The organism is Streptomyces sp. NBC_00271 (genome assembly GCF_036178845.1).
Lineage (GTDB): Bacteria > Actinomycetota > Actinomycetes > Streptomycetales > Streptomycetaceae > Streptomyces.
Map to the genome: position 1 here is coordinate 4237721 of NZ_CP108070.1, position 23102 is coordinate 4260822.

Below are 23102 nucleotides of genomic sequence, written 5' to 3' on the forward strand. Positions count from 1 at the left end.
GAAACTGCCCTGGCGGGTTTCCGCCAGGGCGCCGGGATCACCCATCCGGACAAGACCACCCATCCGGCATCCGGAGAGGACCACCCATCCAGCGGCACCCCGCCCGGCCCCCCACGAAAGGCGCCTGGTCCGGCGCCCGTCCACGATGTGAGGAAGGACCGCCACCTGGCGGAGCCCCACGGTCTGCTCTCGGGAGGACCTGTCATGACCGCGAGTCTCGAGCGGTTGCGCCGCTGTCACTTCGCCGTCGACCTGGGCGCGGCCCGGACCCGGGTGTATGTGAAGGGCGCGGGGCTGGTCGTCGATCAGCCTAGTGTCGCCGCGATCAACACCAGGACCGGCGCGCTGCTCGCGGTCGGCGAATTCGCGGAGAAGATGACGGGCCGCACCCCCGACTACATCCGGGTCATGCGGCCGGTGTCCGGCGGCACGGTCGTCGACATCGAGATGGCCCAGCGCATGCTGCGCCAGCTGCTCGGCGACAAGGTCCGCCGCTCCCTGCGTCGCAGGCCCCGGCTGCGCGCCGCGGCGTGCACCCCGCACGACGCGGACCCGCTGGCGCAGCGCGCCGCGATCGAGACGCTGGTCGGCCTCGGGGCGCGGCGGGTCGAGCTGGTCGACACGCTGATCGCCGCCGCCGTCGGGTGCGGACTGCCCGTCGAACAGCCGGAAGCCACCATGATCATGGTGTGCGGGGCGGCCACCACCCAGGTCGCCGTGCTGTGCCTGGGGTCCATCGTGACCGCCGAGCGCATTCCGGTGGGCGGCGAGGCCGTCGACCGCGCGATCGTGCAGCACCTGCGCCACCAGCACGAGCTGATGCTTCCTTCGCAGTCGGTACGGCCCCTGCAGCTCGCCCTCTCCGGCAACGGGCTCACCCCGCACGGCCCGGCGTCCACGGAGATCCACGGGCGGGACGTGGCGACCGGCCTCGCCCGTTCCGTACAGGTCGACACCGCCGCCGTACGCGACGCCATCCAGACCCCGCTGACCGCCGTACTGGACGGGATCGGGAAGGTGCTGCGGGCCTGCCCGCCCGACCTGGTGGCCGACCTCGCCGACCGCGGCATCATGATGGTCGGCGGCAGCGCGCTGCTGCCGGGCCTCGACCAGATGCTGCGGCAGGCGACGGGCATGCCGGTGCACATCGCCGAGCGTCCCGACGTGTGCGCGGTGCAGGGCCTGGGCTACATGCTGGAGGGCAAGATCGAGCCGCTGACGCTGGACCCTCTGGCGCTCTGACGGCCGGGCCCCGGAACAAGGCCCCGGTATGCACGATCCGGTCCCGCGCCTGCCGTCGCTCCTGGAAGCCGTCCTCAGCGTCGGCACCGACCTCGAACTGCGGGCCACGCTCCAGCACATCGTGGACGCCGCCGCCGAGCTCACGGAGGCGCGGTACGCGACGCTGGACATGACCGATCCGGGACGGGACGGGCTCAGGAGGATCCGTACGGCGCAACGGCCCGAGCCACCCGAGCCACCCGCACGGCCCGAGCCGCCGGAGTCGCCGGAGCCGCCGGAGCCGCCGGAGCTGATCGTGCCGATCCACGTCGACGACGAGGTGTTCGGCGACCTGCGCCTCGCCGGAAAGCGCGCCGGCCCGTTCACGGACGAGGACGAGCAACTGGTACGGGTCCTGGCGACCCAGGCCGGTATCGCGATCGGCAACGCCCGGCTGTACGAGACGGCGCGGCAGCGCGAGCGCTGGATCGAGGGCGCGGCAGCCGTCACCACCGCGCTGCTCAGCGGCGAGAGCGCCGCCGACGCGCTGATGACGGTCGCCGAACGGGCCCGGCGCCTGGCCGAGGCCTCGGCCGGTGTCATCCTCCAGCCCACCGAGGACGGCGGCATGGAGATCGTGACCGCCTCCACGCTCGACGACCCCGGTGACATCGTCGGCACCGTGATCGAGCCGGGCAGCCCCGTCCTCGAACAACTCCTCGGCGGTGAACCGGTGTTCATCGACGACTCGGCGACCGACCCCCGGATGACCACGCACGTACGGCATCGGTTCGGGCCGAACATGATGCTGCCGCTCCAGGCGGGCGGCCGTCTCCTCGGCACGCTCGCCCTCCCCCGTCGGCGCGGCGGCCGTCCGTACACCGCGGTGGAGCGGCTGCTCGCCACCCAGTTCGCCTCACAGGCCGCGCTGGCGCTGGTGCACGCCGAGGCCCAGCACAGCAGGGAGCGGCTCGCGGTCTACGAGGACCGCGACCGGATCGCCCGCGACCTGCACGACCTCGTCGTCCAACGGCTGTTCGCGACCGGCATGATGCTGGAGTCCACCCAGCGCAGGAGCACCGGAACGGGCGATACGGACAAGGATGTGCACGCGATGCTCGGCCGTGCCGTCGACGAACTCCAGTCCACCGTCCAGGAGGTCCGCACGGCGATCTTCGCGCTCCAGCAGCCGCCGGCCGACGCCCCCACCACCTTCCGCGGCAAGGTCCTGCGCGAGGCGGCGGGCGCGGCCGCCGTGCTGGGATTCCAGCCGTCCACCCGGTTCACCGGCCCGGTGGAGAACCGTCTCGCGGAGCCCGTAGCCGGGCGGCTGCTCACCGCACTGCGCCGCGCCCTGGCCGCCGCCTCCCGCCGCGCCGGTGTCTCCCGCGTCGAGATCACGGTCGACGTGACGGCGCCTCTCCCCGACGGACGCCCCGGGGTCCGCCTGACGGTCTTCGACGACGGCGGCGCGGGTACGACGGTCACCTGGCGGTCGCCCCTGTGAGCCGCGTCCGCAACTCACTTGACGTCCCCTCAGGGCCTCCGTAGCGTCGCAGCCCGTACGCCCACATGACCAATATTCACATCCGAGGACGGGATGGCCATGACTCAGCGACGTGTGGTGGTGTCCGGCGGCGGTACCGGGATCGGCCTGGCGACGGCGGAGGCGTTCGCCGCCGACGGGGACCGGGTGGTGCTCCTCGGCCGCCGCGAGGACGTATTGCGCAAGGCGGCCGACACCTTGAACGGCCAGTACGGCGAGTCGACGGCGAGCTGGTGCGCGGCGGACCTCGCCGACCCCGAACAGGTCGGTCGGGCGAGGGAGTTCATCACGGCGGACGAGACCCCGGTGGACGTGCTGGTGGCCAACGCGGGCGGCAACGTGGCCCGTGAGCCCGACGGCACGCTCGCCTCCATCGCGGACAGCTACCGCGACAACTTCGACGCCAATGTGCTGACCGCGGTCCTGCTCACCGAGGCCCTGCTCCCCCACATGCGCCGCCCCGGCGGGCGTATCGTGCAGCTCTCCTCCATCGCCTCGCTGCGCGGGCCCGGCTCGTACGGTGGCTCCAAGGCCTGGGTGAACACATACACCTACGCCCTCGCGCAGCGCGTCGGCCCCGAGGGCATCACCGTGAACGCGGTCGCCCCCGGTTTCGTCGGCGACACGGAGTTCTTCGGCGCCCGCGCGACACCGGAGTTCATCGCCTCCCGGGTCGGCCAGACCCTGACCGGCAAGCCGGGTCACCCCTCCGAGATCGCCGCCGCCGTCCGGTACGTGGCGTCACCGGAGGCGGCGTACCTGACGGGGCAGCTGCTGCACATCAACGGGGGCGCGGCGCTGGGCCGTTAGGGCCTGTCTTGTGCATCAGGCCTGGGACGCCCGGACGGGCGGGCGCGGCGTCACGGTCACTTCCGGGATGGTGCCGCCGCAGCGCAGTACGACGTCGAGGACGCGGAGGAACTCCTCCACGTCGAGCAGGGAACCCGTCAGATAGCCGCGCTGCCGCCAGACTGGGTAGACCTGGGCCGCGTACTCCCGGTCCCAGCCGTCGTTGAACCCGGTCCTGGAGTCCCCTTCCCCGCCCGACTTCGTCAGATGCGGGAGCGCGGCGCTCGTGACCAGCGCCGCACCGATCACATTGGTGTCCATGGCGCGGCGCCAGGCGTCGGCGTCGAGCTTCTCGACCGGGGCGAGGGGGCCGATGCCGGTGGCGTAGACGAGCGCGTCGATGCCGCCCAGCCCGGCGGCGGCCTCCTCGACCGCCGCCCGGCAGGACGACTCGTCGGTCACGTCACAGGCGACGGCGAACGTGTCCGGGCCCGCCTCCTTCGCCGCGGCGCCCCAGGTCGACCCCGATGCACCGGCCCAGTCCACTCGACGCCCCGACCACGACAGCCTTCATGTCAGAACCTCATTCTCAGTATCCGACAATCCCCTTCCGCCGCTTCTATCACAAGTCGGGGCCGATGGGCAGACCCCCTGCAACGCCTGTCACTCGCAAGCTGCGCGCCACTCGCGAGCTGCACACTCATGGCTACGCGCTCGCGCGCAGATACCCCGAGTTCGCGACCTGCCCGAGGAACGTCAGCCGGGTGTCCGTCGCCATGTGCTTGTCGAAGGCCTCCTTGATACCGGGCCACTTGGGGTGTCCGAAGTCGTCGAGTACGACGATCCCGCCGGGCGCGACGATCTGCTCGGCCCACTCCAGGTCCGCGGCGACACCGGCGGCGGAGTGGTCACCGTCGACGATGATCACCCCGTAGGAACGGTCGGAGACCAGGGCACGCACCTCGGGGTCCTCGGAGAAGCCCTGCTGGACACGGGCCGCGGCACCGGCCGCGCCGACCAGGGCCAGATTGGCACGCACCGCGGCGCCGCGCACGGGAGTGCCCGTCGGGTCGGCCCCCTCGGTGGTGCCGGGCTGCAACTGGAGGCCCGCGAGCGGGTCGACGATCGTCAGACGCGGGTCGCGTCCCGCGCGCTCCATCATCCGGATCAGGGCCGCGCCGAACATCCCGTACAGGGTGCCGATCTCGAGGATCTCGTCGTTCGGCGGGTCGAGCAGCGGGACGGCGGAGAGCTTGCCGCAGATGTTCATGGTGCCGCCGGCGATCCGGCCGACCCCGAGCGCTTCCAGGGCGATGAGCAGCCGGAACGCCTGGGAGATGTTCCGCTCCGCCCCGCTCCTGTCTCCGCTCACCTGCGCCAACTCCTCGATGGCGCGGTCGAGATGGATCTGGGCCGGCATGCGCGACACGCCGCGGCCCGTCCCGTCGATCAGCAACTCGAGGGGACGCTGACGATTACGCAGTGTCGCCAGCTCGCGCTGGAGTCCGCCTTCGGATCCGTCCCCGATGGCGCGGCGGATCCGGCGGTCGATGCGCTGATCGATGAGATCGGCGATCGGACGCAGGGCGCGCCTGGCGGTCTTGGTGGTGAGTAGCGCTCGCATGGCTCTTTGACCCTCGCAGGTATAGGAGAAGTGCTGCGTACACGGGGGGACAGAAGGTGCGCACACCCTGATCACGACAGGCTGCACAGTGGGGATCCAACGCCCAAAGGACGGTAAAGCGTAAACGTCCCACAGATAAATCACAGCGAACACCGGCCCCCCAAAGGGGAACGTGTGAATGATGCTTGGGCCACGGGAGGGTTACGTGCGTCGATATGTGGCATGCCGTCAGCTGAATGACGGGTCAGGAGGAAGCGGGTGTCACGGAGCGGGGTCGGGCCGCGACACCTCGCGCCGGTGGATCTTCCTCGTAACGTAGAGCTCTCTCCCGTCGTCCACCGCCGCCTCACCCATCTATCCCGTCGCCTGCCTCCTCCCTCATCCATCTCCCCCGACTCCACAAGGACCGTTCATGACGACCGTGACACTCCTGCACCCCGGCGCCATGGGCCCGGAGGTCGGCGCCCAGGCACACCGCGCCGGGACCCGGGTGCTCCACGTCCCCACCGGCCGTGGTTCGGCCAGCGTGGAGCGGGCCCGGAAGGCCGGCCTGGAGGCGGCCGAGTCACTCGGGTCCGCCCTGGCCGTCAGCGACCTGGTCCTGTCGATCTGCCCACCGCACGCGGCGGAGGACGTCGCGCGCGAGGTCCTCGAGCACACCTTCACCGGTGTCTACGTGGAGGCGAACGCCATCAGCCCCGATCGGGCCCTCCGTATCGACGCGGCCTGTCGCGAACGCGGCGTCGCCATGGTCGACGGCTCGATCATCGGCGCTCCCCCCGGACCGGGCAGCGCCCCGCGGCTCTACCTGAGCGGCGACCAGGAGGCTGTCGGCCGGGTGGCCGCGGTGTTCGAGGGCACCGCCGTACTCGCCCGACCGCTCGACGCCGGGGTCGGTGCCGCGTCGGCACTGAAGATGGCCTTCGCCTCCTTCCAAAAGTCCGCCCGCGTCCTAGGGCCTGTCCGGCGGACCATGCCGCAGACGCGGGGCTTGGCACGCCCATCTGCGGCGTTGTCGTCGGTTGCCGACGCTCCGCGTCGACGCCCTCCTCCGCCTTGCAGCTGCACGCACCAAGCCCCGCTCACCAGCGTTCACGAGGCACCGCCCGTTTCCTGCGACTTGATCCGCCGGACAGACCCTGGCCGCCGTCTCGCACGCGCTCGCCGCGCGTCACGGCGTGGATGCCGAACTGACCCTGGAGGCCGAGTCGATCACCTCCAGGATTCTCGCCGAAGTGGACTACCTGCCCAGCGTCGCGGCCCGCGCCTGGCGTTGGGCCCCCGAGATGGAGGAGATCGCCGCCACCCTCCGCTCCACCGGCCTCCCGCCCGACCTGGCCGAGGCCGGCGCCACGGTTCTGCGCCACTGGACCGCCGACAAGGACCGCTTCGACCTCCCCCTGGAGGGGGTCCTCGCCCACCTCCACACACCCGACGACCAGGACTGACGTCCAGTTCCGTCGCTTCACCACCTCTCACCTCTCTCGCCCCGGCGCCGGGAATCCACTACAGGGGCCCAACGACGTTACGTGCGGGAAACCTTGACGATCACTGTCCCGGGTGCCACGATTCCGGCGCCGCCATGTTTACGTAAACATCGCCACCGACCCAGCCCCGGCCATGAGTTCAGGCCTCGCCACGCCGGCCGATGTTTACGTAAACACAGCGTTCCGGTCGGTGGATCAGGGAGGAGCGGACGGATGGGCTCAGCGCCGCAGGCGAGTGTTCACGGCGCCCGGAGGCCGTCGAGGTCGAGACGGCGCAGGAACCGCGCCTCGCACCTGCCTTGAGTACACCGGGGCCCACCCGCGCGGGCGACAGGACCGCCCCGCACGCCCCCACACATCACCCTCCCCCACACCGGTGAAGCACCACCGGTGAAGCACCACCGCACCACCGATACAGCACCGGTCGTCACCGGGCCCACGACGGCGAGCCGACGCACCCCGCGTCCCGTCCGGCCCGGCGAACCTTCCGACGGCCACCCAGCCCCGCGCAGGCTCCGCCGGGCGCTGAGCCGCAGTCACCTGAAAGGGCAAGTCGATGCGCACTACCCCCGCCAGAACCCGCCTCTCGCCCCGCCTGCGCGCCGCCTGCGTGGCGCTCCTGATCGCCGGCACCAGCGGCACGGCCGTCGCCGCGACCGGCGGCACGGCCGTCGCCGGCGGCTCCGCCCACGCCGCGCCGAGCAAGGACACGACCCAGTTCAAGGGCGTGAACTGGGCCGACCCGCGTGACAACTTCGCCGACGACCCCGTCGTACTGTCCGGCCTGTCGACCTCCGACAGCTACGCCCGGACCTATGCCAAGGCGAGCCGGATCATCTCGGCGTTCCGCGCGAACCTCGGCGCCAACACCGTCCGGCTGCCCATCAACCCGTACACGGTCAACGGCTCGTACTGGAAGTCCTACCGCGGGGTCATCGACGCCGCGTCGGACAAGGGCTTCAAGGTCATCGTCTCCTACTGGGAGGGCACGGGCGCCCGCAAGGACGGCTTCATCGACGACCCCGCCACCTTCTGGCCCATGTGGAACACGGTGGTCAAGACCTACAAGAACGACAAGCAGGTCTACTTCGAGCCGATGAACGAGCCCCACGGCTACACCGACACCGAGTGGGCCGACATCGCGGCGAAGTGGCTGGCCACCTACCCCTCCGTCCCGCGCGACCGGGTGTTCGTCAGCGGCGCCGGCTACAACGACCACGTCACCTCCGTCTGCGCCGACCCGCGCCTGAAGGGCACCTACCTCTCCCTGCACCACTACGGGTTCTGGAAGGACTACGCCACCTACGACCAGTGGGTGTCCGACCTCAAGGAGCGCATCGGTGACTGCGCGAGCCGTACCGTCGCCGACGAGTTCGGCGCCCCGATGACCACCGGCCTCGACTACAACAAGCCGGACGCCTCCAACAACTACGTCAACTACGTCCAGGCCGTCACCGACACCTTCCGCCAGTTGAAGATGGGCTCCGTCTACTGGCCCGGCCTGCGCACCGACGACACGTACTCCTTGCAGACCCTGACCGGCGACCCCGCCCGCCCATGGCTCGCCACCACCAACCAGTCCGGCGCCGACCGCCTCGCCTGGGCCTGGGGCCGCGGAAAGCCCGTCCAGCCCTGAGCCGGCCCCCCGGCCCGGCCCGCGCGCGCGGGGCCGCTGGATCCGCTCCTCGTTCGAACTGACTTCGCCAAGGAACCGCCGTTCCCCGGCGATCACCCCGGACGAGCGCGAAGCGCGCGAAACGTACAACCGCGGCCCCTGGATCAGCTCCAGGGGCCGCAACCTCGCCGCGGGCAGAGCCGAGGACGGCCGTCAGCGACACACGCGGGCGTTGAGCCGGGCGGCCTCGCGCGTCAGGTGGTCGCGTCGGCCGGTGATCACGCGGCGGACAGGACCAGGTGGACCTTGAGGGCGAGATGCACCTGCAGCACCTGGTCGCCGTGGCGCCACTGCGGGCCGAGCAGCGAGGTGATGCGGTCGATGCGCTGGTAGAGCGTGTTGACGTGGATGTAGAGCTCGGCGGCGGTGCGGCCGAGGCCGGTGTCGCAGGCGAAGAAGGCGAGCAGGGTGCGGGTGAGCTCGCCGCCGCGCTGGGTGTCGTAGTCGAGGACGGGGCCGATGGTGCGGCGCACGAAGCGGTGCAGCTCCTCGCGGCCCGCCTGATGGAACAGCAGCCCGTAGACGCCCAGTTCGCCGGGGGACGCCCCTTCTCCGTCGCGGTCGAGCGCGAGCAGGACGTCCAGGCAGCGGACCGCGTCGTGGTGTGCCTCGACGATGGCGTCGATGCCGGGCACGGCCGTCGCGGCGCCGACGGTGACCAGGTTGTCCACGACCCGCGACAAGTGGTCGGCCAGGGTGCGGGCGGCCTCGTCCGGGTCCGGATCCTGCGGCAGGAGGACGACGGTGTCGCCCCGGTATTCGCCCGCGAGACCCCGGGCATGGGCGGCGTACGAGGCCGCGGCATCGGCGATGCGTCGCCGATGGGCGCTGTCACGGCAGCGGGCGGCGAACACCGTGTGCGGGCGGTGGAGGTCGAGGCCCACCAGGGTGGCCCGGCGCCGCAGGCCCTCCGGATCCCGGTGCGGGGAGCCGAGCAGGTCCTCGAGGATCTCGCCGCGCAGCCGGTGCTCGGCCTCGGCGACGGTGCGCTCGCTGAGCAGCATCAGCGCGGTGACGAGCGCGGCACGCTCGAGGGAACGTACTCCTGAGGCGTCCAGGTGGTCGCGGACGAGCAGCAGAACGCCCAGGAGTTCGCTGCCGGCCACGATGGGAGTGGCACAGGCGGCGGATCCGTCGGCGCCGGCCGGGATACGGCGGGTGCGGCGGGCGTCCGTGCTCAGCACCCGGGCGTCGCGGACCGCATGGGCGGCGGGGCACGGATCCGGGAGCGCTCCTTCGGCGCGGGCCTGTTCGACGAGAGGGTCGTCACCGGCGGCGGCCATGGTGCGGCCGCGGGGGTCAAGGACGAGGATGCTCCCGCCGAGGACGTCGGCGAGGGTCTGCGCGACGTCGGCCATGCCGCCGCCGTCGAGAACGATGGTGGTGAGGCGCTCGTGCAGGGCGGCGGCGCGTTCGATGGATTCGCTGTGGGCGCGGATGACGCCGTTGGCTTCGGTGAGTTCGTCGACTGCTCTGCGTACGTCCTGGAAGAGGGTCGCGTTCTCGATGGCGATGGCGGCGTGGTTGGCGAGCGAGACGAGCAGGGCCACTTCGTGCTCGGAGAAGGGGCGGACCCGGCGGTTGGCCGCGAACAGGACGCCAATGACGTTCTCGCCGAGTTTGAGAGGCACTCCCTCGATGGAGATCAGCCCCTCGCCGCCCACGACGTCGTCGATGCAGTGCTCGAAGCGCAGGTCGGCGAAGTAGTCGGAGGTGTTGTACGGAACCGCCGTCTTGGCCACAAGACCGCCGAGGCCTGCGCCCATGGCAAGCCGTGCCTGTTTGAACGCGTCGGTACGTATCCCGTCGGTCACCCGCATATAGGTGTCGCCGCGTTGAGCGTCGTTGAGCATCAGGTAGGCCACGTCGGTGCCGAGCAGGCTGCGAGCCCGGCGGACGATGGCCTGGAGCACGGCCTCCAGATCACGCAGTGAGGACAGGTCCCCCGCTGTCTCGTAGAGCGCGGCGAGCTCGGCCTCCCGACGGCGACGCTCCTCCAGGCGCGCCCGTACCTGCAGGGCGTCGTCGACGAGCAGGGCGAGCCGGGGCCGGTCCTCGGAAGGGCATCGGTCGAGGAGGGCGTCGTACTCACTCTGCGCGGCGTCTTCGCGCAGCAGGCGCAGCAGCCGCGCCGCGGGCTCCACATCGGCCCGACTGTGTGTGGTCGTCGAGTCCACGGATGCCTCCTGAGTGTTCCGGTACGCGTTCCCGCCTGCGATGTTCACCGCCCCGGCTCCGTCTGCACAGATCTACGACGAGACCGGTTGCGACGCGTCGTCGTGGTCGTGCTCCACGTGTGGTTCCGGGTCGGGGGCCGTGGACTGCGTACGGGAGCGCAGGGTGTGCGTGAGTGTGCCCCACACTCCTCGGCGGAAGAGCAGGACGACGACGATGAAGACGCCGCCGGTGACCAGGCCGGTCTCCTCGAAACCGGACGTGGACAGCCAGTCCTCCAGGCGGACGATGGCGCCGGCACCCAGCAGGCTGCCCCAGAGGGTGCCGATGCCGCCGAGGACCGTCATGACGACGACCTTGCCCGACGTCGTCCAGTACACCTCCTGCAGGGAGGCGAAACCGTGGTTGACCGCGTACAGTCCGCCCGCGAGGCCGGACAGGAACGCGGACACGGTGAAGACGACGAGCTTGTAGCGGTCGGCGGCATATCCCAGGGCGCGGGCACGTGCGGAGTTGTCGCGCACGGCGGCGATCACCCGGCCGAACGGGGAGTGCACGATCCGCCAGGCCGCGGCGAGGCCGAGCAGCACCACCGGCAGGGCCGCGTAGTAGAAGACGAACGAGTCCGACAGGTCGATGCCCGGCAGGTCGCGGGGAATTCCCTGCAGACCGTTCTCGCCGCCCGTGACATCGCCCCACTGGTTGGCGATGAAGTACACCATCTGCGCGAAGGCCAGGGTGACCATGGCGAAGTAGATGCCGCTGCGCCGGACCGCGAAGAACCCGATGGGCAGGGCGAGCAGCGCGGCGGCCGCCGCCCCGCCCAGCACGGCGACGTAGAACGGCAGTCCGCTGTGGATGGCGATCAGCCCGGTGACGTACGCCGAGCTGCCCCAGAACGCCGCGTGTCCGAAGGACAGCAGCCCGGCGTGACCGAGCAGCAGATCGAAGGCGACGGCGAACAGGCCCCAGCAGAGGATGTCCGTGGCGACCGGCGGATACAGGCCCCAGGGCAGACCGAAGGCCACGAGCAGCCCTGCGGTGAGCAGGCCCCACCGGATCCGGGCGGGGCGGCTGTGCAGCTTCTCGAGGAGGCCGAGGATCATGCGTGTTCCTCCTTGCCGAACAGTCCGGCGGGCCGGACGAGCAGCACGACGGCCATCAGCAGGTAGACCGAGGTCTGGGACAGGACGGGGACGTAGAGGTTGCCGAGGGCCTGGATCATGCCGATGGTGAACCCGGCCAGCACGGAGCCGAAGACGGAGCCGAGGCCGCCGATGACGACGACCGCGAACACCGTGATGATCAGGTCGCTGCCCATACCGGAGTTGACCGCCCGCATGGGTGCGGCGAGCACGCCGGCCAGGGCCGCGAGCCCGACGCCGAAGCCGAAGACGGGCGTGACCCAGCGCCCCGTGTCGATGCCGAACGCCCTGGTGAGTTCGGGGCGTTCGGTGGCCGCGCGCACGATGGTCCCGATTCGGGTGCGGGTGAGCAGCAGCCACACGGCCAGGCAGAGAGCGACCGAGACGGCGAGTACGAACACCTGGTAGCGCGGGAAGTCGAACAGGCCCAGATCCATGGAGCCGGGGAAGGGACCGCGCTCGTAGGGCTGCGACTGCGCTCCGTACTTCATGCGAAGCAGGTCCTGGCAGACCAGCGCGATGCCGAAGGTGAGCAGGAAGTTGTAGAGCGGGTCGAGGGCCGTCAGGCGGCGGATCAGCAACCGTTCGAGGAGGGTGCCGGCGACGGCGAGTGCGAGGGGCACGAGCAGCAGGGCCCACCAGAAGCCGAGCCCCGCGCTGTCGCCGAGGGCGACCGCGCCGAACGCGCCGAGCATGTAGAGCGCGCCGTGGGCGAAGTTCACCACGCGCAGCATGCCGAAGATGACGGCGAGGCCGAGGGCGAGGAGGGCGTAGAAGCTGCCGCTGACCAGCCCGTTGAAGGCCTGTTGGAGAAACGAGGTCATGAGTGGGTCCCGTCGTCGGCCGGCGGCCTGCCCGTCGTGCGGGCCGCCGGACCCCGGTGGTCAGGTGAGATGGCAGTCGGGCGAAGGCTGGTCGAATGCCTCGGGGGCGGGGATGGTCTTGACCGGCTCGGTGTAGTCACCGGCCTCGCTCGCCTTGGCCGGGTCCTTGACCTTGGCCAGGTACGCGTCGTGGACGACCCGGTGGTCCTCGGCGCGGATGGTGGCGTTGTGGGCGAAGAAGTCGCTGAACTTGGTGCCGTCCAGCTCCTTCGAGACGTCGGCCGCCCGGTCGCTGCCCGCCTTCTGCGCGGCCTCCAGATAGTGCGTCGCCGCCGAGTAGTCGGCCGCCTGGTCGAAGGTGGGCCGCTGTCCTGTGCGCTCCTTGAACCGGTCGGCCCAGGCCTGGGCCTTGGCGTCGACGTTCCAGAACCAGGCCGTGGTGAACATGGTTCCGGCAAGCTTGTCCGCGCCGATGGCTTTGATGTCGGTGTCGAAGAGCAGGCCGATGGCCAGCTCGATGCCCTTGTCCTTCAGTTTGAACTGCTGGTACTGCTTGACGACGTTGGCCAGGTCACCCCCCGCCTGCAGGGCCCCGAGCACCTGCGGCTTCGGCTTCAGGCCCGGTGCCTTGAGCAGGAAGGTGGAGTAGTTGTCGCTGGGGAACGGCGTGGGGTCCTTGGCGACGACCTTGCCGCCCGCGCCCTCGATGGCCGTCTCGAACTTCTTCTGCATGTCCTGCCCGAAGGCGTAGTCCGGATAGATCGTGTACCAGTTCTTGCCTCCCGCTCGGGTGACCGCGGCGCCGGTGCCGTGCGCCAGCATGTAGGTGTCGTAGGCCCATTCATAGGTGTACGGATTGCAGGTCTTGCCCGCGAGTTCCGTGGTGGCGGCGCCGGTGTTGAAGTACAGCTTCTTGGCCTGGCCGGCGACGGTCTGCACCGCGAGGGCCGCCGACGAGGTCGGCACGTCGAAGAGCGCGTCGGCCTTCTTGCGGTCGTACATCTCCCGAGCCTGGGTGTTGGCGATCTCCGGCTTGTTCTGGTGGTCGGCCTTGATGACCTCGATGTTCCGGGTGATCGCCTTGTCGCCGTACTTCTTCTTGAAGTCGTCGACGGCCATCTGCACGGCCTTCACCGAGTTCGGTCCCGCGATGTCCGCGTAGACGCCGGACAGGTCGGTGAGCACACCGAGCACGATCTTGTCGTCGCTGACCTTCCCGCCGCCCGAGCTCGGTCCGCCGCCGCCGCAGCCCGCGAGCAGTGCCCCCACCGCGGCCGTGGCCACGACCGTCGACAGCCTGTGTTTCATTGCTTCCTCCTGATGCGTACGTCCCGAATGAGCGGAGGTGACGGAGTGTCACAGTCCGAGATAGGCGAGGAGTTCGCCCTCGCGCTGCCGTACGTCGGCGTTGTCGAGCGCCTCCACGATCCGGCCCTGCGCGAGGAGGTAGTGGCGGTCGGCGATGGTCGCGGCGAAGCGCAGGTTCTGCTCCACCAGCAGCACCGACACTCCGTGTTCCTTGGCCCCGCGCAGGATCTCGCCGATCTGCTGCACGATGACCGGGGCGAGGCCCTCGGTCGGCTCGTCGCACAGCAGCACGCGCGCGCCGGCGCGCAGGACCCGGGCGAGGGCGAGCATCTGCTGTTCACCGCCGGAGAGCTTGCCGCCGGGGAAGCGGCGGCGCGCGGCGAGCACCGGGAAGGCGTCGTAGATGCGGGGCAGCGGCCACGCGGAGCCCGGCGAGGCCGGCGGCAAGGTCAGGTTCTCCTCGACGGACAGGCCCGCGTAGATGCCTCGGTCGTCGGGAACGTATCCGAGGCCGAGCCGGGCCCTGCGATGCGGCGGTGCCGCGGTGATGTCCTTGCCCGCCAGCGCGACCCGGCCGGTCATCTCACGGTGCAGCCCCATGGCGCAGCGCAGCAGGGTGGACTTTCCCGCGCCGTTGCGGCCGACGAGGGTGACGACCTCGCCCTCGCCGACCCGCAGGGACACCTCGTCCAGGGCCGTGGCCTCGCCGTACCGGGCGCTGACGCCCTTGATCTCAAGCAACGTCGGCCCCCAGGTACGCCTCGACGACCCGTGGATCGGTCCTGACCCGGTCGTAGGGGCCCTCCACGAGCACTTCGCCGCGCTGCAGGACCGTGACGGTGTCGGCGAGCGAGCCGACGACGCTCATGTTGTGCTCGACCATCACCACGGTGTGTCCCTCGCGGATCCTGTCGATGAGCGCCACGGTGCGGTCGACGTCCTCCAGACCCATGCCGGCTGTCGGCTCGTCGAGCAGCAGCAACGCCGGGTCCAGGGCGAGGGCGAGGGCCAGTTCCAGCGCGCGCTTCTGCCCGTACGGAAGGTTTCCGGCGGGCCGGTCGGCGAGATGCTCGAGTCCGACGTCACCGAGGAGTTCGAGGGCCCGGCCGGAGAAGCGGCGCATCAGTTTGTCCGTGCGCCAGAACCGGCGGCCGAGACCGGTGCCCGACTGGAGGGCGAGCTCGACGTGCTCCCGGGCCGTCATCTGCGGAAAGAGGCTGGTGACCTGGAAGGAGCGGGCGACGCCGAGGCCGGCGATGCGCTCCGGAGGCTGTCCGGTGATGTCGTGTCCGGAGAAGGTGATACGCCCGCCGGACGGCCTGAGAAATCCGGTCAGCAGGTTGAACAGCGTCGTCTTTCCTGCCCCGTTGGGGCCTACGAGCGCGTGGACCGTGCCCTCGGTGACCCTCAGGTCCACCGCGCTGACGGCGCGGAATCCCTGGAACTCCTTGGACAGGCCTTGCGTGACCAGGATGGCGCGCGGTTGTCTCATGACGCCTCGGATGCGCAGGGGATGCACCGGCGGATGCCGATGTGGGGCAGACGTTAAGTTCGGCCATGAGCAGCGGCTACGGAGAGAATCTCCACAAGACGCCCCCGCACGGGTGTGGGTCTTCTCCCTCCCCGCGCCGCTCCGCCCGTCGCCGGTGTGGGTACTTGCTCCACTGAGGCGGGGGACGTTCCGGAGTCTTCCTCCGTCGCCCGGGTCCCGCACCGCGGTGACGATGTGCGCCATGGCGATGATGGAGACCCCGCTCAACACGTGGCTGCTGTTCGGACACGCCCCGCGCTACTTTCCCGACACCGAGGTGGTCACGCGACTTCCCGACGGCCGTGTGCACCGTTACACGTACGCCGCGTTCGCCCGCCGTGCCCAGCAGTTGATGCACGCCCTGGACGCTCTCGGCCTGGCGCCGGACGACCGGGTGGCCACCCTCGCCTGGAACGGATACCGGCACCTGGAGGCCTACTGGGCCGTGCCCTGCACCGGGCGCGTCCTGCACACCCTGAACCTGAGGCTCTCCCCCGAGGACCTGGCGTACATCGTCGGCCACGCGGACGACCGCGCCATCCTGGCCGATCCCGATCTGCTGCCACTTCTGGAGAAGGTGCACGCGCGGGGCGGCCTCGCCGGCGTGCGGCATGTCATCGTGCTCGGCGACGAGGTGCCCGACACCGCGCTGCCGGGGGTGGTGGCGTACGAACAGCTGATCGCCGGTCTGCCGGATGCGTACGCCCCCCGCGACATCGACGAACGGTCGCCGCTCGGCCTGTGTTACACCTCCGGCACCACCGGCCGCCCCAAGGGCGTGCTCTACACCCACCGTTCGACCGTGCTGCACGCCATCGCCGCGTCCTCGCAGTCCGCCATGGCCATCGGCCCAGGTGACTGCGTACTGCCGGTCGTGCCCATGTTCCACGCCAACGCCTGGGGCGTCCCCTACACCGCCACTCCGTACGGCGCCAAGCAGGTGTTCCTCAGTGGCTCGCTTGATCCCGTGGCCCTGGTCGAGCTGATGGCCGCCGAGCGGGTCACGGTCGCCGCGGGCGTGCCCACCATCTGGATGGCGGTCGCCGACGAGATCACCGCCCGCGGCGGGTTGCCGTCGCTACGGCATCTGCTGTGCGGCGGCGCCCGCCCGCCCCGCGCCCTGATCGAACGCTACCGGCGCGACTTCGGCATCCCTCTGGTGCAGGTGTGGGGCATGACCGAGACCTCGCCGCTGGCCAGCGTGGCGTGGCCGAAGGAGCGGATGCGCGACTGGGAGGAGGACCGGATCACCGACGCGGTGCGCACCCGGGCCGGTCTTCCACTGCCCGGGGTGCAGATGGACATTCGCGACGAGGCGGGCAAGTCCCTTGCGTGGGACGGAACGTCGATGGGCGAACTGCTCGTACGCGGGCCATGGATCGCCGATTCCTACCTCGGCGGTGAAGGCGCCGCCCAGTTCACGAAGGACGGCTGGTTCCGTACCGGGGACATCGCCATCGGCTCCCCGGACGGCTATGTCGTCATCGCCGACCGTGCGAAGGATCTCATCAAGTCCGGCGGTGAATGGATCTCCTCGGTGGACATGGAGTCGGCCGTCATGGCGCTGCCGGAGGTCGCCGAGGCCGCGGTCATCGCCGTTCCCGACGACAAGTGGCAGGAGCGTCCGCTGATCTGCGTCGCCCCGCGCCCGGGCTCCACCGTGACCCTCGAACGCGTACGGGCGCACCTGGAGGCCGGAGGCTTCGCGCGTTGGCAGCTCCCGGACCGTATCGAGGTCGTGGAGGCCATCCCGCGCACCGGAGTCGGCAAGTTCGACAAGAAGGCGTTGCGTGCCCGCTTCGACTCCTGACTCACCGCTCCCTTCACCTTCACCGCCCGGAGGGCGAACCATGCATCTGAGACGCACGGTCACCTTGTTGTCCGCCGTACTCCTGTCGACGGCGGGAGTGTCGGCGAGCGCCACGGCTCGATCGGCACCAGGCTGCGCCGGCCAGAGCCGGATCACCGTACCCGGCGCGGCATTCCAGACCCTGGCCTGTCTGCCCGACATGACCACGGCCGCGACCGCCGGTACCGCCTACACCGACTCCGCGGACTGGGCCTCACTCACCGCCAAGGGGACCAAGAACCCCACCGGCGTCCCCGGCATCCAGATCGACGGCTACTTCCCCGACTCCTCGCACCTCAACAAGACCCACGGCTGGAAGCACGACTCCCAGTTCGTCATCCGGCTGCCCGAGCGCTGGAACGGCGGCCTCGTGGTGACCGGTGCGCCCGGGACGCGCAAGCAGTACTCCCTGGACCCCCTGATCTCCGACTGGGTCATCGCCCAGGGCTACGCCTTCGCCTCCATCGACAAGGGCAACAGCGGCCCCGACTTCTACACCGACGGCAAGCGGCCCGGCGACGCGATCGCCGAATGGAACCGGCGCACCACCGAGCTGGCCCTCGCCACGAAGACCGTCGTCCGGCAGGCGTACGGGCACGCCCCACGCCGCACCTACATGACCGGCATCTCCAACGGCGGCTACCTGACCCGTTGGCAGCTCGAGAACCACCCCGAGCTGTACGACGGCGGAGTGGACTGGGAGGGCGCGCTGTGGACCGAGGACGGGCCGAACCTGTTCACCTATCTGCCGACCGCGGTCGCGTACCAGGCGGGCCGGGCCACCCACGCCGACATGCTCGCCGCCGGATTCGCTCCCGGCACCGAGTTCCTGTGGCCGTACCACGAGGCTGCCTACTGGGGCCTGACGCAGAAGGTGTACCGCGCGGAGGTCGACCCCTCCTACGACCCCAGGTGTCCGGGTGAGTCCGCCGGTTCGACGCTTCCGGAGATTCTCGCGCCCTGCGCGTCGGATGCTTCGTACGACTATGCGGCGCGGCCGGGCTCCGTGCACCGGGCGGTCGAGCGGATCTCGCTCACCGGCAGGATCGGCAAACCCATGATCACACTGCACGGCTCGCTCGACGCACTGCTGCCGATCGCCACCGACTCGGACGTGTACGCGCGCATGGTCTCCGACAGCCACCGCGGCGGTTCGCACCGCTACTACACGATCGCGGGCGGCACCCACGTCGACGGCCTGTACGACACCTATCCGGACCGGCTCCGGCCGATCCTGCCCTGCTATCGCTCGGCGTTCCACGCTCTGACCGACTGGGTCGAGCATCGGGCCGCCCCGCCGGCGAGCGGCACGGTGCCCAGGCCCACCTCGGGAGACCTGGTCAACTCGTGTGCGCTGCGCTGAGGTTGACCTCGTAGGCAGTGGAGTCTGCCGTAGGCAGTGGAGTCTGCCGACACCCGAGGCGATCGAGAAGTGTGGTCCGCCTCCGCTGTCGGGCGTCCGCTGCGGTTCTACGGTGCAGCGCACCGCCCGCTCCGGAGGGACACCGGCGCGGCGGTGCGCCCACTCACCCCCCTGGACCACGGGAGGACTGCATGTCGGTTCGTGACCGCGTCCGTAGAACCTGCTGGGCCGCGCTGCTGGCCCTGCCGCTCGCCCTGTTCACCGTGCCGCAGAGCGCGTCGGCCGCCTCGCTCACCCAGGTGACCGGCTTCGGCTCCAACCCCGGCAGCCTGTCGATGTACACGTACGTCCCCGACAACCTGCCCTCCGGCGCCCCGGTGGTCGTGGCCCTGCACGGCTGCACCCAGAGCGCGAGCGACTACTACAGCCACTCCGGCTGGCCCAAGTACGCCGACCTGTACGGCTTCGCGCTGGTCTTCCCGCAGACCTCCAGCGCCAACAACGCCAACTCGTGCTTCAACTGGTACCAGTCCGGGGACTACACCCGGGGCCAGGGCGAAGCCCTGTCCATCAAACAGATGGTCGACTACGCCAAGACGCAGTACGGCAGCGACCCCAGCCGCGTGTATGTGACGGGGCTGTCCGCCGGCGGCGCCATGACCTCCGTGATGCTCGCCGACTACCCCGATGTCTTCGCGGGCGGCTCCATCGACTCCGGCATCCCGGCGGGCTGCGCCACCGATCTCAGCAGCGGCCTCACCTGCGAGTACAACCCGGTCAGCAAGACCCCGCGACAGTGGGGCGACCTGGTACGCGGCGCATCGGGCGGCTGGAGCGGACCCTGGCCGCGGGTGGCCGTCTGGCAGGGTTCCGGCGACTCGACCGTCAACCCCGCCAACGCCACCGAGTCCCGCGACCAGTGGACGAACGTCCGGGGCATCGGCCAGACCCCGTCATCGACCACCACGCTCACCGGCGGCACCACCCAGGACGTCTACAACGATGCCAACGGCGATCCTGCCGTCGAGACCTTCACCGTCTCCGGCATGGCACATGGCCTCGCCGTGAACCCCGGCTCCGGGACCGACCAGTGCGGCACGACCGGCACGTACTACCTCAACTACATCTGCTCCAGCTACTACACGGCGAAGTTCTGGGGCCTGGACGGCACCTCCGGCGGCGGCACCGGTGCCCTGCCCGCGCCCACCGGGCTGACGGTAACCGGCACCACGGACACCAGCGCCTCACTTTCCTGGAACGCCGTCAGCGGCGCCGCTTCGTACACCATCTACCGCGGCGGTACGAGGACGGGCTCGACGACCTCCACTTCGTACACGGACACCGGACTGGCCTCCGGCACCGGATACAGCTACACCGTCGCCGCCGTCGACTCATCGGGCAAGGCCGGCGCCGCCGCCGCGGCCGTGACGGCGACCACCACCGGTTTTCCGCCACAGTGCTTCACCGCGAACAACTACGACCAGGTCGCCGCGGGCCGCGCCCACCAGAGCGGCGGCTACACCTACGCGAACGGCTCCAACCAGAAGATGGGCCTGTACAACACCTTCACCACCCACACCCTCGAGGAGACCGCCATCGGCTACTACGTGATCGCCGACTCCGGCTGCCCCGCCTGACCGGGCCTGCCACTGCTCACGCAGGGCGAGAACGTCGCGCTCGCGGTCGGTGACGCCGGCGAGGTCGGGGTCGGCGGGGTCGCTGTGGTCGGCTTGGCGGCGCGGCCGCGTCCCAGCGACTGCTCACCACCGCCAGAGGCACCCGCCGCCAGAAACTCCGGCCCCGGCTCGAACTGACGTCGCACCAGGGAACGGCGATTCCCCGGCCGTTCCCCCGGACGAGTGCAAAGAACGCGAAACGCACGACTGCGGCCCCCGGATCAGCTCCAGGGGCCGCAACCTTGTTGCTGGCAAACCACGAGTGCGCGGGCGGCATCGTTTCTTCACGCGTAGCGCGGAGTGGGGCGGGTGGGACTCGAACCCACGGCCGACGGATTATGAGTCCGCTGCTCTAACCGGCTGAGCTACCGCCCCTTACGGCGCGTCGCGCACATTTGTGCGCGCCGTCTGCCGCAGCATAGCCGCTCATACGATCTCCTGCTTCGGATGGTCGGCAACGCATGACCATGAGGACTTCGGCGTGGCCTGCGCGGTTCCGCCGGACATGAAAAAGGACCCCTGAGGGGTCCTCTTCCGTTGCTCTCCCGACTGGACTCGAACCAGTAACCTGCCGGTTAACAGCCGGCTGCTCTGCCAATTGAGCTACAGGAGATCGAGCTCCCCCGACTGGACTCGAACCAGTAACCTGCCGGTTAACAGCCGGCTGCTCTGCCAATTGAGCTACGGAGGATTGCCTCGTTGCATCGAACGCACCTTCCCGGGTATTCGCCAGGGGGCGTGTGCTCGCTGCGACACATACATTAGCGCAAGCAGGGGGGTGCTCCGCCAATCGGTTCCCCCCGCACCGATGCCGACGCAAGGGAAGGGTGGCCGCCATGCGCTACCGGCTCACATTCGTCGCCGGACTGGCTCTGGGTTACGTGCTCGGCACGCGCGCCGGGCGCGAGCGCTACGAACAGCTGAAGAAGTCCGCGCGTCAGGTCGCGCAGAACCCCGCGGTGCGCAACACCGCCGAGACCGCCGCCCAGCAGGGGCGCGAGATCGCGGGCAAGGCGTTCCACACGGTCGGCGAGAAGGTGGGCGACCACGTCCCCGCCTCGGTCACCGCCCGCGTCCGTTCGCTGCGCGAACGCAACACCAACGGCACCCGCGAGGACGACTGGGGCACCAGCAACACGTAGGACCCCGCGAGCGGCGCGGGGAACCACCCGATCAGCCCCCACCGGCCGAAAGTCGAACGACTCCCGGTCGGCGGGGCGAGGGATCCCTGACGGGGTAGGCGAACGCGCCACCCCGTCCGACCTGCGCCCCTGCCCTGCGGGCACCCCGTGAGCCGGTCACTACCGCCCGGCCCGGCGCGCCCATCCCCCGCCGTACGGCAGAATTTCCGCCATGGGGATAGTCGCCGGGTTGGACAGTTCGCCCGATTTCACTCGTATCGTCGTCTGCGACACGGACACGGGAGCCGTGCTCAGGCAGGGATATGCCCCGCATCCGGTGGAAACCACCGAGGGCGGCGGCCGTCCTTCCGATGTCGATCCGCAGGCCTGGCTGCTGTCCCTGGGCGAGGCGGCCGGCGGCGGGCTCCTCGAAGGCGTGCAGGCCATCGGCGTCTCCGCGCAGCAGAACGCGCTCGTTCCGCTGGACACACAGGGCAACACGGTGCGGCCGGCCATGGTCGGCGGTGACAAGCGCGCACAGGTCGCCGCCGCCGATCTCGTCGACGCGCTCGGCGGGCGCGAGGCATGGGCGCAGGCCGTGGGCCACGTACCGCAGGCCGCCCAGCCGGTGACCAAGCTGCGCTGGCTGAACAAGACCGAGCCCGACGCCGCGCTGCGCACCGCCGTGCTGCTGCAGGCGCACGACTGGCTGGTGTGGCAGCTGCTCGGGCGGCCGATGCGGCGGACCACCGATCGGGGCGGGGCCTCCGGGACCGGCTACTGGTCGGCGGCGACCGGCGGCTATCGGCCGGATCTCGTCGAGCTCGCGCTCGGCCACCAGGCCACGCTGCCCGACGTGCTGGGCCCGTCCGAGGCGGCGGGGACGACACCCGAGGGACTGTTGATCTCCGCGGGCACCGGAGAGACCATGGCGGCGGCCTTCGGGCTCGGTATCGGGCTCGGGGACGCGGTCGTGTCCCTCGGCGCCTCCGGGTCCGTGATGGCCGTACACCCCGAGGCGCTGGTCGACTCCTCCGGCATGATCACCTCACTGGCGGACGCGACCGGCATGCATCTGCCGGTGGTGACCACCCTCAACGCCGTACGGACCCTGCGCGGCGCCGTCGAACTGCTCGGCCTGCCCGACCTGGAGAGCCTGTCCGAGCTGGCGATGAAGTCCACGCCGGGCTCCCACGGACTGGTCCTGCTGCCGTACCTGGAGGGCGAGCGGACCCCGAACCTGCCGCACACCGCCGGGACGCTCGCGGGACTGCGGCGCGAGTCGATGCGGCCCGAACACCTGGCGCGGGCCGCCTTCGAGGGCATGCTGTGCGGGCTCGCGGACGCGCTCGACGTACTGCGCGGACGCGGCGTGGACGTACGGCGGGTGTTCCTGCTCGGGGCGGCCGCCGAGCTGCCGGCCGTGCAGGCCGCGGCGCCCGCGCTGTTCGGCGCGCAGGTCGTCGTCCCCCAGCCGGCGGACTACGCGGCGCTGGGCGCGGCCCGTCAGGCGGCCTGGGCCCTCGGTGTCTCGCAGGGCACGCTCGATCCCCAGCTGCCACCCGTCTGGCAGGGCGCGGTCGCCCAGATCCTGGAGCCCGGTGAGGAACTGGCCGTGGGTCAGGCCGTACGGCAGCAGTACGTGTCCGTACGGGAACAGACGCATCCGGGTGCGTTCCGGTCATAGGGGCACAGAGGGGTGCGAAGAGGTGTCCCGGTGGGCGTAGAGGCCGACATGGGCCCTATGACGTACGTCTCAAGGTCCGGT

The 23102-nt window shown here is 70.5% G+C and carries 18 protein-coding genes, 3 tRNA genes and 1 pseudogene; 11 read left to right on the forward strand and 11 right to left on the reverse strand.

All coding sequences use genetic code 11. The annotated features are described in order from the left end of the window. Nucleotides 1–204 precede the first annotated feature (204 nt). The 3 genes from OG798_RS19675 to OG798_RS19685 all read left to right on the forward strand — a co-directional run bounded on the left by OG798_RS19675 (nucleotide 205) and on the right by OG798_RS19685 (nucleotide 3577). Nucleotides 205–1242 (forward strand): rod shape-determining protein, encoded by a 1038-nt coding sequence (locus OG798_RS19675; protein WP_095854827.1) that lies wholly within the window; start codon nucleotides 205–207, stop codon nucleotides 1240–1242. A 28-nt stretch (nucleotides 1243–1270) separates the two neighbouring features. After that, on the forward strand, nucleotides 1271–2728 hold the full coding sequence (locus OG798_RS19680) for a GAF domain-containing protein (protein WP_328757408.1): 1458 nt from the start codon (nucleotides 1271–1273) through the stop codon (nucleotides 2726–2728). Between the two features lie 99 nt (nucleotides 2729–2827). Beyond that, the gene (locus tag OG798_RS19685; protein ID WP_095858098.1) at nucleotides 2828–3577 is read left to right on the forward strand and encodes an SDR family NAD(P)-dependent oxidoreductase; all 750 of its coding nucleotides are present in this window, start codon (nucleotides 2828–2830) and stop codon (nucleotides 3575–3577) included. A 15-nt stretch (nucleotides 3578–3592) separates the two neighbouring features. On the opposite strand, the gene OG798_RS19690 is transcribed toward OG798_RS19685, so the two are convergent. Beyond that, nucleotides 3593–4102, reverse strand: coding sequence for an SDR family oxidoreductase (locus tag OG798_RS19690; RefSeq protein WP_267061695.1), 510 nt, complete (start codon nucleotides 4100–4102; stop codon nucleotides 3593–3595). 160 nt (nucleotides 4103–4262) lie between these two features. Then, nucleotides 4263–5180 (reverse strand): class I SAM-dependent methyltransferase, encoded by a 918-nt coding sequence (locus OG798_RS19695; protein ID WP_097226016.1) that lies wholly within the window; start codon nucleotides 5178–5180, stop codon nucleotides 4263–4265. A 445-nt stretch (nucleotides 5181–5625) separates the two neighbouring features. Here OG798_RS19695 and OG798_RS19700 point away from each other — a divergent pair. The 3 genes and pseudogenes from OG798_RS19700 to OG798_RS19710 all read left to right on the forward strand — a co-directional run. Next, nucleotides 5626–6033 (forward strand): annotated as a pseudogene (locus OG798_RS19700) (NAD(P)-binding domain-containing protein); the annotation flags it as partial. A 286-nt stretch (nucleotides 6034–6319) separates the two neighbouring features. After that, nucleotides 6320–6628, forward strand: coding sequence for a DUF1932 domain-containing protein (locus OG798_RS19705; RefSeq protein WP_323138798.1), 309 nt, complete (start codon nucleotides 6320–6322; stop codon nucleotides 6626–6628). Between the two features lie 595 nt (nucleotides 6629–7223). Continuing rightward, on the forward strand, nucleotides 7224–8303 hold the full coding sequence (locus OG798_RS19710; RefSeq protein WP_328757409.1) for a glycoside hydrolase family 5 protein: 1080 nt from the start codon (nucleotides 7224–7226) through the stop codon (nucleotides 8301–8303). A gap of 257 nt (nucleotides 8304–8560) precedes the next feature. Here the strand turns inward: OG798_RS19710 and OG798_RS19715 are convergent, their stop codons facing one another. The 6 genes from OG798_RS19715 to OG798_RS19740 all read right to left on the reverse strand — a co-directional run bounded on the left by OG798_RS19715 (nucleotide 8561) and on the right by OG798_RS19740 (nucleotide 15286). After that, a complete protein-coding gene (locus OG798_RS19715) occupies nucleotides 8561–10519 on the reverse strand; it encodes a GAF domain-containing protein (RefSeq protein WP_095858097.1) in 1959 nt (652 codons plus the stop codon). Nucleotides 10520–10591: 72 nt separating this feature from the next. Then, nucleotides 10592–11623, reverse strand: a complete 1032-nt coding sequence (locus tag OG798_RS19720; protein WP_095854821.1) for a branched-chain amino acid ABC transporter permease — start codon at nucleotides 11621–11623, stop codon at nucleotides 10592–10594. After that, the gene (locus OG798_RS19725) at nucleotides 11620–12486 is read right to left on the reverse strand and encodes a branched-chain amino acid ABC transporter permease (protein WP_054233556.1); all 867 of its coding nucleotides are present in this window, start codon (nucleotides 12484–12486) and stop codon (nucleotides 11620–11622) included. Before OG798_RS19725 ends, OG798_RS19720 begins: the two co-directional genes overlap by 4 nt. Nucleotides 12487–12546: 60 nt before the next feature. Then, nucleotides 12547–13794: an ABC transporter substrate-binding protein gene (locus OG798_RS19730; RefSeq protein WP_095854819.1), complete on the reverse strand. Its 1248-nt coding sequence runs from the start codon at nucleotides 13792–13794 to the stop codon at nucleotides 12547–12549. Between the two features lie 48 nt (nucleotides 13795–13842). Then, nucleotides 13843–14535 (reverse strand): ABC transporter ATP-binding protein, encoded by a 693-nt coding sequence (locus tag OG798_RS19735; RefSeq protein ID WP_054233554.1) that lies wholly within the window; start codon nucleotides 14533–14535, stop codon nucleotides 13843–13845. Continuing rightward, a complete protein-coding gene (locus OG798_RS19740) occupies nucleotides 14528–15286 on the reverse strand; it encodes an ABC transporter ATP-binding protein (protein ID WP_095858096.1) in 759 nt (252 codons plus the stop codon). The genes OG798_RS19735 and OG798_RS19740 overlap by 8 nt, the downstream gene beginning before the upstream one ends. 241 nt (nucleotides 15287–15527) lie before the next feature. Between OG798_RS19740 and OG798_RS19745 the strand changes: the two genes are divergently transcribed. The 3 genes from OG798_RS19745 (at nucleotide 15528) to OG798_RS19755 (ending at nucleotide 20174) form a co-directional block, all read left to right on the forward strand. Then, nucleotides 15528–17135: a long-chain fatty acid--CoA ligase gene (locus OG798_RS19745; RefSeq protein ID WP_267061698.1), complete on the forward strand. Its 1608-nt coding sequence runs from the start codon at nucleotides 15528–15530 to the stop codon at nucleotides 17133–17135. Between the two features lie 40 nt (nucleotides 17136–17175). Further along, nucleotides 17176–18537: a tannase/feruloyl esterase family alpha/beta hydrolase gene (locus OG798_RS19750; RefSeq protein ID WP_095854817.1), complete on the forward strand. Its 1362-nt coding sequence runs from the start codon at nucleotides 17176–17178 to the stop codon at nucleotides 18535–18537. Nucleotides 18538–18728: 191 nt separating this feature from the next. Beyond that, on the forward strand, nucleotides 18729–20174 hold the full coding sequence (locus tag OG798_RS19755; RefSeq protein WP_095854816.1) for an extracellular catalytic domain type 1 short-chain-length polyhydroxyalkanoate depolymerase: 1446 nt from the start codon (nucleotides 18729–18731) through the stop codon (nucleotides 20172–20174). 340 nt (nucleotides 20175–20514) lie between these two features. On the opposite strand, the gene OG798_RS19760 is transcribed toward OG798_RS19755, so the two are convergent. From OG798_RS19760 to OG798_RS19770, 3 genes are all read right to left on the reverse strand, one after another. Beyond that, nucleotides 20515–20588: transfer RNA gene (locus OG798_RS19760), tRNA-Ile, on the reverse strand. Nucleotides 20589–20753: 165 nt separating this feature from the next. Next, nucleotides 20754–20826: transfer RNA gene (locus OG798_RS19765), tRNA-Asn, on the reverse strand. A 5-nt stretch (nucleotides 20827–20831) separates the two neighbouring features. Beyond that, nucleotides 20832–20904, reverse strand: a tRNA-Asn gene (locus OG798_RS19770). 145 nt (nucleotides 20905–21049) lie between these two features. On the opposite strand from OG798_RS19770, the gene OG798_RS19775 reads away from it, so the two are divergent. Both OG798_RS19775 and OG798_RS19780 read left to right on the forward strand, forming a co-directional pair. Continuing rightward, nucleotides 21050–21355, forward strand: a complete 306-nt coding sequence (locus OG798_RS19775) for a hypothetical protein (RefSeq protein WP_095854815.1) — start codon at nucleotides 21050–21052, stop codon at nucleotides 21353–21355. Nucleotides 21356–21566: 211 nt separating this feature from the next. Further along, nucleotides 21567–23021 (forward strand): FGGY family carbohydrate kinase, encoded by a 1455-nt coding sequence (locus tag OG798_RS19780; RefSeq protein WP_267061699.1) that lies wholly within the window; start codon nucleotides 21567–21569, stop codon nucleotides 23019–23021. The last annotated feature ends 81 nt before the right edge of the window (nucleotides 23022–23102 follow it).

Excerpts from the sequence above, each read along its gene's own strand:
- OG798_RS19680 (WP_328757408.1), top strand. The coding sequence starts at position 1,271 with ATGCACGATCCGGTCCCGCGCCTGCCGTCGCTCCTGGAAGCCGTCCTC.
- OG798_RS19720 (WP_095854821.1), bottom strand. The coding sequence starts at position 11,623 with ATGATCCTCGGCCTCCTCGAGAAGCTGCACAGCCGCCCCGCCCGGATC.
- OG798_RS19695 (WP_097226016.1), bottom strand. The coding sequence starts at position 5,180 with ATGCGAGCGCTACTCACCACCAAGACCGCCAGGCGCGCCCTGCGTCCG.
- OG798_RS19755 (WP_095854816.1), top strand. The coding sequence starts at position 18,729 with ATGTCGGTTCGTGACCGCGTCCGTAGAACCTGCTGGGCCGCGCTGCTG.
- OG798_RS19780 (WP_267061699.1), top strand. The coding sequence starts at position 21,567 with ATGGGGATAGTCGCCGGGTTGGACAGTTCGCCCGATTTCACTCGTATC.
- OG798_RS19775 (WP_095854815.1), top strand. The coding sequence starts at position 21,050 with ATGCGCTACCGGCTCACATTCGTCGCCGGACTGGCTCTGGGTTACGTG.
- OG798_RS19675 (WP_095854827.1), top strand. The coding sequence starts at position 205 with ATGACCGCGAGTCTCGAGCGGTTGCGCCGCTGTCACTTCGCCGTCGAC.
- OG798_RS19725 (WP_054233556.1), bottom strand. The coding sequence starts at position 12,486 with ATGACCTCGTTTCTCCAACAGGCCTTCAACGGGCTGGTCAGCGGCAGC.
- OG798_RS19710 (WP_328757409.1), top strand. The coding sequence starts at position 7,224 with ATGCGCACTACCCCCGCCAGAACCCGCCTCTCGCCCCGCCTGCGCGCC.
- OG798_RS19745 (WP_267061698.1), top strand. The coding sequence starts at position 15,528 with ATGGCGATGATGGAGACCCCGCTCAACACGTGGCTGCTGTTCGGACAC.
- OG798_RS19740 (WP_095858096.1), bottom strand. The coding sequence starts at position 15,286 with ATGAGACAACCGCGCGCCATCCTGGTCACGCAAGGCCTGTCCAAGGAG.
- OG798_RS19750 (WP_095854817.1), top strand. The coding sequence starts at position 17,176 with ATGCATCTGAGACGCACGGTCACCTTGTTGTCCGCCGTACTCCTGTCG.
- OG798_RS19685 (WP_095858098.1), top strand. The coding sequence starts at position 2,828 with ATGACTCAGCGACGTGTGGTGGTGTCCGGCGGCGGTACCGGGATCGGC.
- OG798_RS19730 (WP_095854819.1), bottom strand. The coding sequence starts at position 13,794 with ATGAAACACAGGCTGTCGACGGTCGTGGCCACGGCCGCGGTGGGGGCA.